This window comes from uncultured Tateyamaria sp., from assembly GCF_947496075.1.
Lineage (GTDB): Bacteria > Pseudomonadota > Alphaproteobacteria > Rhodobacterales > Rhodobacteraceae > Tateyamaria.
The window spans coordinates 718,940-732,848 of the sequence record NZ_CANMBJ010000004.1; the positions used below are offsets into that span (position 1 = coordinate 718,940).

Here is a 13,909-nt window from a genome sequence, read left to right on the forward strand (position 1 = left end):
GTGGTGACTGTATGGACGTGATGGCCTGCGTCAAATCAGGAATTCTGCGCCGCGCTTAACCATTCCTGAACTGACCATGCTTCCCATGGGCGAACCTGCGCGCTACCACGGGGAAATGACTAATTTGCTGACTGAATATCAGGCGCTTGTAGACAAGGGCGAGTTACAGGCTGATGCCGCACAACTGGCTGTTCTGCCCGAGTTCGAGCGCATCCGTGCCGCCCTTGCAGCGCCGGTCAAAAAGGGGCTGTTTCGCAAGGCGCCCGAGCCACCCAAGGGGCTGTACCTGTGGGGTGGTGTAGGGCGCGGAAAATCCATGCTGATGGATTTCTTTGCGTCGCGGCTTGATGTGCCTGCCCGGCGCGTCCACTTCCACGCCTTCATGCAGGAAATCCATGCGGCGATGCACGCGGCACGCAAACGCGGCGTAGACGATGCGATAGCCCCCGTTGCTGCTGACGTCGCAGCATCGGTTCGCCTTTTGGCTTTTGACGAAATGCAGATCACGGACATCACGGATGCCATGATCGTCGGACGCCTGTTCGAGGCTCTGTTCGCTGCAGGGGTTGTGGTGGTCACCACGTCAAACCGCGTGCCAGATGATCTGTACAAGGACGGGCTGAACCGGCAACTCTTTGTGCCCTTCATCGACCTACTCAAGGACAAGATGGTTGTCTGGGAGCTCGCCTCGCCCACCGATTACCGGCAGGACCGGCTGTCTGGCAGCCCGGTTTACTTCACGCCCTTGGGCGCCACTGCACGGGCCGAGATGGATGACATCTGGGCGGATCTGTCCGGCGGAGCGGCTGATCCGCTTGATTTGACCGTCAATGGGCGCACCGTGAACATTTCTCTGTTCCGAAACGGAATCGGGCGCAGCAGCTTTTTCGATCTGTGTTCAAAACCACTGGGACCAGCCGACTACCTTGCCATTGCCGAAGCCTGCAAAGCACTAATGATAGATGACATCCCCTGCCTGGGACGCAGCAACTTCAACGAAGCCAAGCGGTTCGTCACCCTGATCGACGCGCTCTACGAGGCGCGTGTGCGGCTGATTTGCTCGGCCGCCGACACGCCCGAAATGTTATACCTCGAAGGGGAAGGTACGTTCGAATTTGAACGCACAGCCTCGCGCCTACGCGAGATGCAAAGTGTGGATTGGGCTGCCTAGCCTTGTGATTGACTGATCAGTGCCGCCAAAAGGGTTTCTGTGTCCAGACGCCCCGCCGTCGTGGTCAGCTGGCGCGGCAAGGTGAACTCACCTCGTGCGGCCGCCGTGTTCAAAAGCGCGTCGATGTAGGCATTTGATTGCCCCTCGGTCAGGGCCTGAACCAGCAACGCTTGCAAGCGGTCATCTTGGGCAGGCGTGTATCCAAAGCCGATCAGAACGATCCGTGTCAGGCTGCGCAGGTCCGTATGCCGCGCATCGGTGTCGGTCAGCCGGATTGGCTGACGCAGCTGACGGCTGACAGCCTCGGAGGCAGGTAGGGGTTGCGGCTCCAGCAAGGAGGTATCCGCACGCGTAACCTCGGCCTCGTCTTCAACGTCAATTGCGATCTCGGCAAAGGACTGGTGTTCGATCGTAGGCCCACCCGGTTGCATCAGGATCAAGCCAATTGTCACGACCAAAAAGGTCGCCGCAATCACCAGCATCTTGATGTTGGACGAGGAGTATTCCTCTGGCTCTATGGCCGCTCGCGACACCGTTTCGGTCGCATCATCACGCCTGAACATACTGCTTCCCCAAAAGCAGACCCGTCACGGTTGATCCGTGTTGGGGCCAAAAACTATACTAAATGTAGCAAATACGATGCCGTTTGGTCAATATCCTGTGATTTGACCGGATTGCATGTCGCTCAGGGGTTGAGCGTTCTCATCCGTTTTCGCGCAAGACCGCACCAGCGAGATAAAGCGATCCGCAGATCAGAACGCGCGCATGCGGATCACGGGCAAGGATCGCATCCAAAGCCGCACCCACATCTTCCGCCTCGTGCGCCACCATGCCCACCTCGCGCGCCGCCTTGGCTGTATCTGCCGCAGACAGCGTATTGGCCTCACCCGGAATGGAAAGTGCAGTCAGGCTGTCCACCTCTGCTGCAAGAGGCGCCATGTAACCGCCCGCATCTTTGGTGTTCAACATGCCGCAGATCATGTGGGTGGGTCGTTTGGGTAGGCTCCGCAAAACACTGGCGAGCGCCGCCCCGGCCGCAGGATTGTGCCCGCCATCCAGCCACAGCTCTGCCCCGGCTTGCGCGGCTCGTTCGGCCAGTGGACCTGAGCACAGCCGCTGCATCCGCGCAGGCCAATGCGCTTGCGTTACCGCAGCGTGGCATGCGGCCTCATCACAGCCAAGGTGGCGCAACGCGGCCAAGGCCATTCCGGCGTTCTGGATCTGGTGATCGCCCGGCAGAACCGGGCGGGGCAGGTCCAGCAGGCCAACCTCGTCCTGGAATATCATTCCATCCCGTTCAGGCGCTGCATGCCAATGCTGCCCATACGCCTGCACAGGCGCACCCAGTCGAGCGGCCTGCGCCTCGATAACATCCAGCCCTTCTTCGTCCTGCGGACCGACGATACAAGGCACGCCGCGCTTGATGATCCCGGCCTTCTCTCCCGCGATCTTTGCCAAGGTGTTCCCGAGAAACGCCTCGTGATCCATAGACACGGGCGTGATGATCGTCAGCGCCGGGGTATCAATGACATTGGTCGCGTCCAAACGCCCACCAAGGCCAACCTCAAGCAGTGTGTAATCCGCCGGAGTCCGAGCAAAGGCAAGGATGGCGGCGCAGGTTGTGATCTCGAAATAAGTGATGTTGGCCCCGCCATTGGCGGCATAGCATTCATCCAGATAGACCGTCAGATCGGGTTCAGAGATCAACTCTCCGGCAAGCCGGATACGTTCATGAAATCGCGCGAGGTGGGGCGACGTATAGGCATGCACCTTGTGACCCGCAGCCTCAAGCCCAGCGCGGATCATGGCCTGCGTCGATCCTTTGCCATTTGTCCCGGCAATATGAATGACGGGTGGCAGGTCGTTCTGCGGATTGCCCAGCGCCTCAAGCAGTCGCCACACGCGGTCCAGCGTCAGGTCGATCACCTTGGGATGCAGCGCCATCATCCTTGCAAGGATGGCGTCGGAACCCGTGCTCATTCCTTGGGTGCGTCTTCGACCACCGGTTCTTCCGGTGCAGGGTCAGCATCCGGTTCAGGGGCCGGCAAATCGCCTTTGATAGCGGGTGGCTGACCCATCAGCATCCGCGCGATGGTGATCAATTCTTCCCGCATTTCGGTTCGCTTGGTCACCCGGTCAAGCATCCCGTGGTCCAGCAGATACTCGGCCCGCTGGAACCCCTCAGGCAGCTTTTCGCGAATGGTCTGTTCAATGACGCGCGGTCCAGCAAAACAGATCAGGGCGTTGGGTTCGGCGATATGCACGTCACCCAACATGGCGTACGAGGCCGTCACACCGCCGGTCGTCGGATGGGTCAAAACGACGATGTAAGGCAGGCCCGCCTCTTTCAACATCTGCACAGCAACAGTGGTACGCGGCATCTGCATCAGGCTCAGGATACCTTCCTGCATACGTGCGCCACCGGCGGCGGAAAACAGGATCAGCGGGCGCTTCAGCTTCACCGCTTCTTCAGCCGCGGCGATAATGGCATTGCCCACATACATGCCCATGGACCCACCCATGAAGGAAAAGTCCTGCGCACAGGCCACGATGGGCGTGCGGCCCATCTCACCCGCAGCGACAAGCATCGCTTCTTCTTCGCCCGTGGACTTCTGGGCGGTCTTCATGCGGTCGGGATACTTCTTCTGATCACGGAAATTCAACGGATCGGCCAGCGGGGCCGGCACCTCGACCTCGGTAAAGATGCCACCATCGAACAGAGCCGTGAACCGGTCCCGCGGCGTGATCGCCATGTGGTGATTGCAGTTGGTGCAGACGTTCAGATTATCCGACAGCTCGCGGTGAAACAGCATGGTGCCGCACTCATCGCACTTGGTCCACAGATTGTCCGGGGTTTCGCGCCGCGAAAAGATCGAGTTGATCCGAGGCCGGACGTAATTGGTGATCCAGTTCATAAGGGCTTCCTGCTGCCGTTCCGCATTTCAGATAATCTGGTGGACCAGCAAATGCAATCAGGCGCGGATGGCAAGGCGGGCCGCCAACCAACTGACAAGCATGAACCCGAAGTCGACCGGCAACCATGCAGCCATCGCCGCTTCGTCCCCCATGCCAAAGGGCAGAACATACAGTGCAAGGCCTGACATCTCGTCCGGGGTGGCGGTTAGAACCATGGCAGAAATGTTGTTGGAAAAGTGCACCGCCATCGCTGGCCCCAACGTACCGGACCGGGCAGTCAGGTCAGCCATAAGCAAACCAAACATGGTCGCCCAAAGGGCAATGGTGAACGCGTTGCTACCTGCGCTTTCCGGCAAGTAATGGCCAGCCCCAAACAGGGCTGCAGGGGCAATCATCCAGATCAGGGGCGACCGGAACCGCGCCGCCAGTTGCTGCTGAAGATAGCCGCGAAACACGATCTCTTCTGCGCCAATCTGCACCAGCACGGCAACAAGAGCGAAAGGCAAGAGGATCAGCCATCGGCCAACGGGCATGTTCAGAGCAAGCGGCTCACCCGCATCGTAGGGCGGCAACACCCACAGCGCGACGGTCAGCAGGAACATCATGAACAAAACCGACCCGAACTGTCGCACGGCCAGGCCAATCGGCCCGATCAGCGTCGAAGGACGCCGATTGTGCACCATGATCACAACCATGGCTGCCGCGACTCCCAACAATCCCAATTGGAACAACAAGAGCAACATGCCACCGGCTGTCTGACCCGTTCGCGCGCCCCTCAAAATCGCGCGTGCAGTCTCCGGGTCAAGCAGCCCGAGAATGGCACCAAACACCAACTGACTGAGCACAAGGAAAAAACCTGCAACAAGCACAACGCCCAGAACCAGACGCCAGATTTGTGCCCGATCCCTTGCCGGCGCAACGAAAAGGTCATGCGGTCGGTAGTCGAAGCTCAGAACACCCATCACACGTCCAACGGAGGAGGCGGCGGCCCCTCATCTTGCGGAATCTGCACATTGGCTTGGCGCAACAACTCGGCGGCGCCCGTCAGATGCCCGGCAACCGTGTGCAAGAGGCTCATCAGAACCGTCGCATCCTCTTCCAAAACCGCGCGGAACTCGGCGGCGCCAATACGCAGGAACGTCACCTCGGTCAAAGCGGTCAGATGCAGCTGGCGCGGCTCGTTCAGGATGATGGCGAGATCGCCAATCAAGCGACCCGGCTCAATGACGGACACCTGACGATCTTCGCCGTCATCGCTGTCGTAGCTGAGAACGGCGCTGCCCTTGACGCACAGATAGGCCGCGTCCGGCTTTTCTTCCATGGAGAATATACGCTGACCCGGTTCGGCGGTGTACCATTGCGCGGCAAAGGCCAGCAGGCGCTGGTTCCGGCTTTCCACACCGGAAAACAGGTCGGCCCGTGCGATGACGCGCAGCTTGCGGCTTAGGTCATCGGTTTCTTCGTCATCTTCATCGTGTGCTTGAACACCGTCAACGCGCCCGTCCTTGATCTCGACAAACAGATCGTAGGCATCGGGGTTATTGAAATTCTCTTCCAGGAAGATCAGCGTGGCATCGGGCAAAAGCTTGCGCAACGCGGCTCGGGTCTCGCGCCGTTGATCGGCGCTGTGACTTGCCAGCGCGCGATCCAAAACAAGCACATCTGGCCGCTTGATCCCGGCACGGGAAAAGGCAGCACGCTCATGGAAAATCGTGGGCAAATTCGACCCACCCAAACCTGTAGGTATATCAAAGACGGTTTCGGCAACCTGACGACGTAAACCGTTGTCATTAATCAGCTCGGCCACCAGATCCTCGATCAGATCGCCCTTGGTACCTGCCACCATCGAAACCCGGCCATACAATGCATTTTCCAACAGATTCAGGCGCGGCAGGTATGTATCCGGCTCTATAGGAATAAAGATTTCCTCGGTCTGCGCCCGCAATGCGGCCCCGCTCGTCTTGCGAATCTGTACGATCTCGTTCTTGAAGCTTTCGGGAAAGGCGGGACCGATTTGTTCAGCCGTGAAAGCGAATGGAACAGTCAGCAGCAACGAAAACTCGTCATCGGTCAGCGCGACATCGCCACGCTCTCGTCGGCGCTGGGAAATGTCGACAAGCTGCTCGTACATTTCTTCTTCGATGTTGAGCGCAGTAAACAGCGGATGGCTTGTGCCATCGCGACCAAAGGTCTGGTGCAGCGTCTCGATCAGGGTCTGCGATATGGCGATACCCTGTTCCGCCAGCCCATGTTCAAAGACCAGGTTTATGAACCGATTGTCACGGGCAAGACCCTGTTGCGAAATCTCACGCGAGGGGGACGCAAACAACAGGTTCCCGCCAAGCGGCACAGCCGGATTGAATTCGTCCGGGTCAAAACGATACACCGCGTCCAGCACACCCTTTTCACGCAGGCAGTGTTCGACAGCTGGACGCAAATCCACAATGGCCTTGGCCAGTTCCGGGTGTTGTTGCGGATCGATGTGACTGACCAGCATACGGCGGAACATGAACTCGTCGATGCCCATCGCCTCGACCAGCTCGAACCACCACGCGCGCACCTCGTCCTCTGTCCCGAGACCGGCAAGGCCGGGATCAACCCAATCCACATCCACACGGTCCGCGCTGTTGCCAGACCGCATTGCTTCGTTTGTATATCGATCCTTTCGCCCCTGATCCCAAGGCACGGAGTTCGGACGGGTCATCAGCGGCATCAACAGATTGCTGCCTAGTGTTCCGTCAAAAAGATACGGGCGCGACTGGGCGTAACCGATCCGGGCAGACACGACCTCTTGGTGCAATAGCGACAGATCGTGCCCTGCAATGGTGATCACGCCCCGCGTTGGCAACACCTCCCGCGTCAGCAACTCGGCCAGCGCCGTTCGCTCGGTCTGGTTCTTGACCTGGATCGCAACACGTGCGCCCTTGGGAATGGTCAGATCAATCCGCTCCAGAACGGGCGTGTTCTCCGTGTTGCGGATGGTCACGTTGTCCAGAACAATATCGCCCTGCAGATGCGGAATGACCTCCGGCTCACCTTCGAACAGCGCCTCGTCGATCATGTCGCGCGGGGCAAAGCGATCGGTGACAATCTCCCACCGCAGTGACATATCCTGCGTCTGGTTGTAGTAGGTTAGTAACTCTTTCCACGGGCTGGACAGGTCCTTGTAGGCAGCAATCGCGGCCACAAGTGCACCCACCGTGATGTCACCTCGGATGGCAAGATACCCCCCAACGGAATAGAAGAAGAACGGCGTCAGCTGCGTGATGAAGTTGTTGAGAAACTTCATGAAGAATTTCTGCTGGTAGATCTTGAACCGCAGCTCAAAGATCCGGCTCAGCCGGTCGGTAAACTGCGCCTGCCGATAGCGCAGACCACCATTGGTGCGCAGATCAGAAATACCCGCGGCACTCTCGCCAATCTCGGCCGAAAAGGCACGGACCTGCTTGATCCGGTCCTTGTTCAGCAGGTTGATCCGACGCTGCAACATGGGAATGATCCACGCCTGCAGCGGGATCAAGGCGATACCGGCAAGCCCGAACCACACGGACTGTAAAAACAGGAAGACCACGATAATCAGCATCTGGCCCGCCTGGAACACCGGTTGGGCCACCATATCGCCCATCAACCCGCCCATCGGCTCAGCCTCGGACGTGACCATGCTCACCAGCTCGCCCTGACTGGTGGACCGGAAGTAACTGCGGGGGAACCGCAGCATACGGCTGATCAACTGGAAGCGGAACCGGCGTAGCAGCCGTTCGGCTGTCACACCCTTCATCGTGTTCAGCCGCATCTTGAGCAAACCATGCGCCAACACGGCTGCCAGATAGCCAAAGCACAGGGCCAACAGAAACTGGATCTGGCTCAGCTCGTAACCGAAGGCGTTGATGACACTGTCCGTTGCACCGATGGCATCGTTGATGATGCGCTTGGGCAATTCCAGCGTGGCGTAGAGAAACGGGAACGTCACCACGGTCAACGCAAGTAGCATCAACTGATCACGTTTTGAGTGCCTCCAGATGAAAGCAAAGATAGTGGAATCCATTGTCTATCCCAATCGGCAGCGCCCCTGTCCAATTGGCCGCCAATTCAGCCTGGTGCCACGCGTTGGAAACAACTAGTGCCAGCAACGCTTTATTACAACCGCGGGCGCTTGCAGCAGGGCAGGGCAATGGCTATTGCAGTGCGGACGCTTTCAGGGGAGACGCCAGATGCTTAAAGGCAAGTTCGATAAGTCCAAGCTACCCAGCCGGCACGTGACCGAAGGGCCCGCGCGCGCGCCGCACCGGTCCTACTACTACGCCATGGGTATGACCGAGCATGAGATTCACCAACCGCTCGTCGGCGTGGCCACATGCTGGAACGAAGCAGCCCCCTGCAACATCGCCCTGAACCGTCAGGCACAATCGGTGAAGATGGGTGTAAAATCAGCCGATGGCACGCCCCGCGAATTCACCACCATCACCGTCACCGACGGCATCGCGATGGGGCACGAGGGCATGCGGTCTTCGCTGGCCAGCCGCGAGGCTATCGCCGACACTGTTGAGCTGACCATGCGTGGCCACTGCTACGACGCCCTTGTCGGCCTTGCAGGTTGCGACAAATCCCTGCCGGGTATGATGATGGCGATGATCCGTCTGAACGTGCCGTCCGTCTTCCTCTATGGTGGATCGATCTTGCCGGGCCGTGCGCCCGTCGGCGCCAAGGTGCCCGCGGAATATGCCAACCGCGACTTGACCGTGCAGGACATGTTCGAAGCGGTTGGCCACCAGCAAAACGGCACCATGACCGAGGCGGAACTGGACGTGCTTGAGCGCGTCGCTTGCCCCTCTGCCGGGGCCTGCGGCGGCCAGTTCACCGCGAACACCATGGCCTGTGTGTCCGAAGCGATCGGCCTTGCGCTGCCCAATTCTGCCGGGGCCCCCGCACCTTACGAGAGCCGCGACCAATACGCCGAAGCGTCCGGTGCCGCGGTCATGAACCTGATCGAAAAGAACATCCGCGCGCGTGACATCTGCACACGGCAAGCATTCGAAAACGCGGCCCGCGTGGTTGCCTGCACGGGTGGCTCCACCAACGCCGGTCTGCACCTGCCCGCCATGGCGCACGAGGCAGGGATCGATTTCTACCTCGATGACGTGTGCGAAATTTTCCGCGACACCCCTTACTTCGTCGACCTGAAACCGGGCGGCCAATACGTCGCCAAGGACATGTACGAAGCGGGCGGCATCTATGTGGTGATGAAGGAACTGCGCAAAGCGGGCCTGATCCACGAGGATTGCATGACCGCCACCGGCAACTCCATCGGAGAAGAGCTGGACAAGATCAGCCTCGAAGCCGACGGGCGTGTGATCTACCCCATCGAAAACCCGATCACCAAAACGGGCGGCGTTGTGGGCCTGAAAGGCAACGTGGCCCCCGAAGGCGCCATCGTCAAGGTCGCAGGCATGGAAGCGCAGCACCAAATCTTCACCGGCCCTGCGCGCGTGTTCGAATGCGAGCAGGATGCCTTTGAGTCGGTCCAGAACCGCACCTACGAAGAAGGCGACGTGTTCGTGATCCGCAATGAAGGACCGTCTGGCGGCCCCGGCATGCGCGAAATGCTGGCAACCACCGCAGCCTTGTCCGGTCAGGGCATGGGCAAGAAGGTGGCGCTGATCACCGATGGCCGCTTCTCGGGCGCAACACGCGGCTTCTGCATCGGCCACGTTGGCCCCGAAGCGGCCCATGGCGGTCCCATCGCGCTACTGAAAGACGGCGACGTCATCACCATCAACGCGATCGAAGGGTCGATCAACGTAGACCTCTCGGACGAAGAGTTGGCAGAACGCAAGGCAGCATGGACCGGCGCGCGTGAAACCATCTATGCCTCGGGTGCGCTGTGGAAATACGCGCAGCTTGTGGGCGAGACATACAAGGGCGCGGTCACGCATCCGGGTGCCAAGGCGGAACGGCATGAATACTGGGACCTCTAAGGGTCTCCTGCTCGGCGCGCTGCTTTTCGGTCTTGCGGCTTGCGAAGATTTCGCAGGGCTCAACCTTGGCAGCGCGACGAGTGAAAACCTTGCACTCAGCAGCGCTAGACTGGCGGACGGCACGGTACGTTTAGTGCCGCCACCAGGCTTCTGCGTGGACAAGCGCAGCCTGCGCCAGAATTTTGCGCTCATGGCGCGATGTGACGCGTTGGGCGGTAGGCTCACGACAGACGCCCCGCTCGCCATCATCACGGCCACTACCGTCATCGCCAACGGTACGACACAAATCAGCACATCGGCCTTCGACAGCACCACGGAATCTGTGATCCAACGCATTGATGACGCGCCGCTCGCCCTTGTTCAGGTCAAGGGCAAGCCACCCAGCGCTGACATGCGCGACACCTACTGGCGTGGCGCGACCCGGATTGGGGATCGGGTGATTGGCCTTACGCTGTATCAAAAGGCCAATGAGGCGGATTTGGGCAATGTTGCACCCGATCTTTTGATCCAAACCATCGAGCAAACACAGGAACAATCCGTCGTCGCCGCTGTTGCACTTCAGGACAATTCTGCAACGCAGACGCCGAAACCTGCGGGCAGGGGGTTTCTCGCGGGTTTATTTGAGTGAAACCTTTGGCATAGATAAACTACCGGCAAGAGAACCGGCGCAGGGGCATATGGCAGGCAACCGCATCTCATTCCTGGACAGGGTCACGCACCGTCATACGGTGCGTCGTTGGGCACGCGCAGCCCGCAACGCCAATGATGCGCATGTTTCCGAGTTGCGCGGACTGCGCTCAGCCGCACGACTGTTGCGCAGTCATCTTGACCGTCTGATCCACCGCGCCGATGAACGCTTGGCCCTGCCCGCCATCGGCTCGACCGCCTTCCCGCGCCCGCACAACGCCGATTGGGCGTGGCGTCCCGAACTGTGGCGCGGCTCGTTGCCCAGCCCAGGCATGTCGTCGGTCCAGACGAAATCGATGCTTGGGAATGAGGTTACGCTGTTCCACGACTGCGCTTTCAGTGAACTGACCCTCCGCCAGCTTCGTAACCTGCGCGAAGAGGATCTGGCCCCCTATGGCGTGCGTCTTGATGTCTTCAAATTCGACGGCTCGTTCCTGTCGCTCGTGATCGATCTACCCGAGGATGCGGTCAAAGGGCTGACCAAGAACCATCTTCTGGGCATGAACACGATTGTCGAGATGGAAAAACCGCTCGAAATCTTTGCCCGTCTCAACGTGCGCCACGGCCCCAACACCGAACAGATCGTGCGCGAACTGCCCCTCAATCAAGAGGATGTCACGGTCGAGTTCGATCTGGCCTATTCCAAGCTGAACGAAAAGCGGGTCGAACGGGCCTGGATCGACCTGATCTTTGAAGGCCCCGAAATGAACCAGGTCACTCTGCGTGACCTCACCTTCTCGCGCCGCCCCCGCGCCGCCTTGTGATGAAAGGGAAGCGATGAGCACTCTGACCCTCACACCGACCAAGATGCGCTATGGGATCTGGCAGGGACTGATCCAGCAGAACGGCACCGGCGTGCCCCAGATCAAGGTGACCCACCTGAACAACGATGTCCCCGACGTGCAAGTCACCGAGCAGGACGAAGACGGGCAATGGCTGTTGCAGGTGCCCGTCCCGGCCGAGGCAATTGCCGACGGCGTGCAGGTCTTTGTTATCGCCGATGCGACCGACAACGAAAAGCTGGGCCATTTCACCCTTATTGCGGGTGAGGCCCTGGGCGACGATATCCGGGGCGAAGTTGCCCTTCTGCGCGAAGAGCTCGACATGCTCAAACGCGCCTTCCGCCGCCACTGCGTCGAAACCAGTTAGCGCTGCGCCGCCTTCAATGCGGCGGTCAACACGTCCCGATCCCCAACGTGATTGGCAAGGATCAGGATCAGCCGCGCGTTCAGCGCATCGCTGTCCTCTTTGCTCAGCCCCTGATGCACCGCCAGCAGCTCGTCATAGAACCCGTCCGGGTCCGCGATGTTCGGCTCAAGGTTCAGTTCCATCACGCGCCCTTTCCCAATGCGATCCGCATGGCGCTTGCGACATCATCGGCAGACGCCTCTGGCCAACGCGCCACAACGTGCTGATCTGGGCGGAACAGGTACACCGCACCCCTCGCATCGCCCAGGTAACGCTCTTTCAGAAACGGATTGCCTCGGGCGGTCAAGCCCAGATGGGTCAGTGGCACGCCGTCCACCTCGTCAATGTCCGGCGCAGGCGCATCAATGCAAAGCAGCGTGAACTCACCCGGCAACCGATCCAGCAAATAGGTCTCGCCCAGCTTCGCATCCACCGCAGGCGCCCCCACCCGTGTCCGCTCCGGCCCATCCAGCATATCCGGTCCATTCAGTGACAGCCCGTCATACACACACGGCACCGACAACCGCCCCGAATTCACCAAGGGCCGGGCAAAGGGATGATCCCGCGCCAACTCCAGCACCGCATTGCGGAACACCTTGCTGATCTCGCTTTTGGGGGTCAGGAAATCGGTCGCGCGGGTGGAGTTCAGAATGTTCTCATCCGCCCCATGCACCCGCTCCTCGGAATAGGTGTCCAGCAGCGCCTCAGGCGCCAGGCCCCGGATCACGAAATCCAGCTTCCACGCCAGATTGTCTGCATCCTGCACGCCGCTATTCGCCCCGCGCGCGCCAAAGGGCGACACCTGATGCGCGCTGTCGCCGGCAAAGATCACGCGATCATGCCGAAACTCCTGCATCCGACGGCACTGGAAGGTGTAGATCGAGGTCCACTCCAACTCATACTCCGCCCCCTCGCCCAGCATCGCATCGACACGGGCGCGCACATTGTCCTCGCGCAACTCCTTCTCGCGGTCGATGTCCCACCCAAGCTGAAAGTCGATGCGCCAGATGTCATCGGGCTGCTTGTGCAGCAGCGCCGACTGCCCCGCATCCTTGAAGGGTGGCTCAAACCAGAACCACCGCTCGGTCGGGAAATCGGCGGTCATCTTGACATCGGCAATCAGGAAATTGTCTTCGAACACCCGCCCGTCAAAGCTCAACCCCATCATGTCCCGCACCGGCGACCGTGCGCCATCACAGGCAATCAGCCACTCGGCTTCGATCTGATAGGGTCCATCGGGTGTGTCCACATCCAGCAGCACATGATCGTCCCGCTGATCCAAGGCTGTGACGGCATTGCGCCCCCGGATCTCAATCGGCGCGCCTTCATCCTGCGCCACCCGGATTTCATCGACCAGAAACTTCTCGAAGTAGGGCTGCTGCAGGTTGATGAACGCCGGACACCGATGCCCATCCTCGGGCTGCAGGTTGAACTGAAACACGCGGTCGTCGCCGTGAAAGACCTTGCCCACGTTCCACACAACCCCCTTGTCGATCATGCGCTGCCCAGCGCCCAACCGATTGGCAATCTCAAGCGTCCGCTTGGCAAAACAGATGGCCCGGCTGCCCTGACCCACACCGTCATGGTCATCCAACACCAGCACCGGCGTGCCCTTGCGGCCAAGGTCGAGGGCCAGTGCCATGCCGATAGGTCCTCCGCCGACAATCACAACGGGGTGCCGTTGCGCCGGCATCGTCTGCGCTGAAACAGGGGCGTACGGGTAGAGCTGGAATTGAGTTTTATAGCGTTGCTTGATCACGTCAGGCCCCGATCTGGCTTACCAAGTAACTTGCCATTGCAAGGACGAGCGCCAGGGCAGCCGACACCAAGCTAAGCCGCCCCATCCTTGATCGAAACACGGTGGCAAAGATGTATCCCCAAGTACTTGCCTCAATCTTCGAATTCCGGGAGTAATCTCGTGGCGTTTCAAGTGTCGCCCTCGAACCAATTGTAAGTAGTGGCGCTGCATGAA

The 13,909-nt window shown here is 59.8% G+C and carries 12 protein-coding genes; 5 read left to right on the plus strand and 7 right to left on the minus strand.

Features of this window, described 5'->3' with window-relative positions; genetic code table 11:
• Positions 1–115 precede the first annotated feature (115 nt).
• Positions 116–1,171 (plus strand): cell division protein ZapE, encoded by a 1,056-nt coding sequence (zapE, locus tag Q1A51_RS15905; protein ID WP_299600581.1) that lies wholly within the window; start codon positions 116–118, stop codon positions 1,169–1,171.
• On the opposite strand, the gene Q1A51_RS15910 is transcribed toward zapE, so the two are convergent.
• The 5 genes from Q1A51_RS15910 to Q1A51_RS15930 form a co-directional block, all read right to left on the minus strand.
• Positions 1,168–1,734: a hypothetical protein gene (locus Q1A51_RS15910; RefSeq protein ID WP_299600584.1), complete on the minus strand. Its 567-nt coding sequence runs from the start codon at positions 1,732–1,734 to the stop codon at positions 1,168–1,170. The genes zapE and Q1A51_RS15910 overlap by 4 nt on opposite strands.
• A 139-nt stretch (positions 1,735–1,873) precedes the next feature.
• Positions 1,874–3,151 (minus strand): folylpolyglutamate synthase/dihydrofolate synthase family protein, encoded by a 1,278-nt coding sequence (locus Q1A51_RS15915; RefSeq protein WP_299600586.1) that lies wholly within the window; start codon positions 3,149–3,151, stop codon positions 1,874–1,876.
• Positions 3,148–4,086, minus strand: coding sequence for an acetyl-CoA carboxylase, carboxyltransferase subunit beta (accD, locus tag Q1A51_RS15920; protein ID WP_299600588.1), 939 nt, complete (start codon positions 4,084–4,086; stop codon positions 3,148–3,150). Before accD ends, Q1A51_RS15915 begins: the two co-directional genes overlap by 4 nt.
• Before the next feature lie 57 nt (positions 4,087–4,143).
• Positions 4,144–5,049 carry a CPBP family intramembrane glutamic endopeptidase gene (locus Q1A51_RS15925; protein WP_299600591.1) on the minus strand — a complete coding sequence of 302 codons (906 nt, stop codon included), beginning with the start codon at positions 5,047–5,049 and terminating at the stop codon, positions 4,144–4,146.
• Positions 5,049–8,132: an ABC transporter transmembrane domain-containing protein gene (locus tag Q1A51_RS15930; RefSeq protein WP_299600593.1), complete on the minus strand. Its 3,084-nt coding sequence runs from the start codon at positions 8,130–8,132 to the stop codon at positions 5,049–5,051. Before Q1A51_RS15930 ends, Q1A51_RS15925 begins: the two co-directional genes overlap by 1 nt.
• 166 nt (positions 8,133–8,298) lie before the next feature.
• Here Q1A51_RS15930 and ilvD point away from each other — a divergent pair, with 166 nt between their 5' ends.
• Genes ilvD through Q1A51_RS15950 form a run of 4 tightly spaced genes read left to right on the plus strand, consistent with a single transcriptional unit; the run spans position 8,299 to position 11,898 of the window.
• Positions 8,299–10,062 carry a dihydroxy-acid dehydratase gene (ilvD, locus tag Q1A51_RS15935; protein ID WP_299203044.1) on the plus strand — a complete coding sequence of 588 codons (1,764 nt, stop codon included), beginning with the start codon at positions 8,299–8,301 and terminating at the stop codon, positions 10,060–10,062.
• Positions 10,043–10,690 carry a hypothetical protein gene (locus Q1A51_RS15940; RefSeq protein ID WP_299600596.1) on the plus strand — a complete coding sequence of 216 codons (648 nt, stop codon included), beginning with the start codon at positions 10,043–10,045 and terminating at the stop codon, positions 10,688–10,690. Before ilvD ends, Q1A51_RS15940 begins: the two co-directional genes overlap by 20 nt.
• Before the next feature lie 49 nt (positions 10,691–10,739).
• Positions 10,740–11,513, plus strand: coding sequence for a DUF6478 family protein (locus Q1A51_RS15945; RefSeq protein WP_299600599.1), 774 nt, complete (start codon positions 10,740–10,742; stop codon positions 11,511–11,513).
• A 13-nt stretch (positions 11,514–11,526) separates the two neighbouring features.
• A complete protein-coding gene (locus tag Q1A51_RS15950) occupies positions 11,527–11,898 on the plus strand; it encodes a hypothetical protein (RefSeq protein ID WP_299600601.1) in 372 nt (123 codons plus the stop codon).
• On the opposite strand, the gene Q1A51_RS15955 is transcribed toward Q1A51_RS15950, so the two are convergent.
• Both Q1A51_RS15955 and Q1A51_RS15960 read right to left on the minus strand, forming a co-directional pair.
• Complete coding sequence (locus Q1A51_RS15955; RefSeq protein ID WP_299600604.1) at positions 11,895–12,080, minus strand: DUF2783 domain-containing protein; 186 nt, start codon at positions 12,078–12,080, stop codon at positions 11,895–11,897. The two genes, Q1A51_RS15950 and Q1A51_RS15955, sit on opposite strands and share 4 nt — an antisense overlap.
• Positions 12,080–13,696, minus strand: coding sequence for an FAD-dependent oxidoreductase (locus Q1A51_RS15960; protein ID WP_299600606.1), 1,617 nt, complete (start codon positions 13,694–13,696; stop codon positions 12,080–12,082). Before Q1A51_RS15960 ends, Q1A51_RS15955 begins: the two co-directional genes overlap by 1 nt.
• Between the last annotated feature and the right edge of the window lie 213 nt (positions 13,697–13,909).

What these genes read in the sequence shown, in the direction of transcription:
- zapE (WP_299600581.1), top strand. Translation starts at nt 116, where the DNA reads ATGACTAATTTGCTGACTGAATATCAGGCGCTTGTAGACAAGGGCGAG.
- Q1A51_RS15910 (WP_299600584.1), bottom strand. Translation starts at nt 1,734, where the DNA reads ATGTTCAGGCGTGATGATGCGACCGAAACGGTGTCGCGAGCGGCCATA.
- Q1A51_RS15915 (WP_299600586.1), bottom strand. Translation starts at nt 3,151, where the DNA reads ATGAGCACGGGTTCCGACGCCATCCTTGCAAGGATGATGGCGCTGCAT.
- accD (WP_299600588.1), bottom strand. Translation starts at nt 4,086, where the DNA reads ATGAACTGGATCACCAATTACGTCCGGCCTCGGATCAACTCGATCTTT.
- Q1A51_RS15925 (WP_299600591.1), bottom strand. Translation starts at nt 5,049, where the DNA reads ATGGGTGTTCTGAGCTTCGACTACCGACCGCATGACCTTTTCGTTGCG.
- Q1A51_RS15930 (WP_299600593.1), bottom strand. Translation starts at nt 8,132, where the DNA reads ATGGATTCCACTATCTTTGCTTTCATCTGGAGGCACTCAAAACGTGAT.
- ilvD (WP_299203044.1), top strand. Translation starts at nt 8,299, where the DNA reads ATGCTTAAAGGCAAGTTCGATAAGTCCAAGCTACCCAGCCGGCACGTG.
- Q1A51_RS15940 (WP_299600596.1), top strand. Translation starts at nt 10,043, where the DNA reads ATGAATACTGGGACCTCTAAGGGTCTCCTGCTCGGCGCGCTGCTTTTC.
- Q1A51_RS15945 (WP_299600599.1), top strand. Translation starts at nt 10,740, where the DNA reads ATGGCAGGCAACCGCATCTCATTCCTGGACAGGGTCACGCACCGTCAT.
- Q1A51_RS15950 (WP_299600601.1), top strand. Translation starts at nt 11,527, where the DNA reads ATGAGCACTCTGACCCTCACACCGACCAAGATGCGCTATGGGATCTGG.
- Q1A51_RS15955 (WP_299600604.1), bottom strand. Translation starts at nt 12,080, where the DNA reads ATGGAACTGAACCTTGAGCCGAACATCGCGGACCCGGACGGGTTCTAT.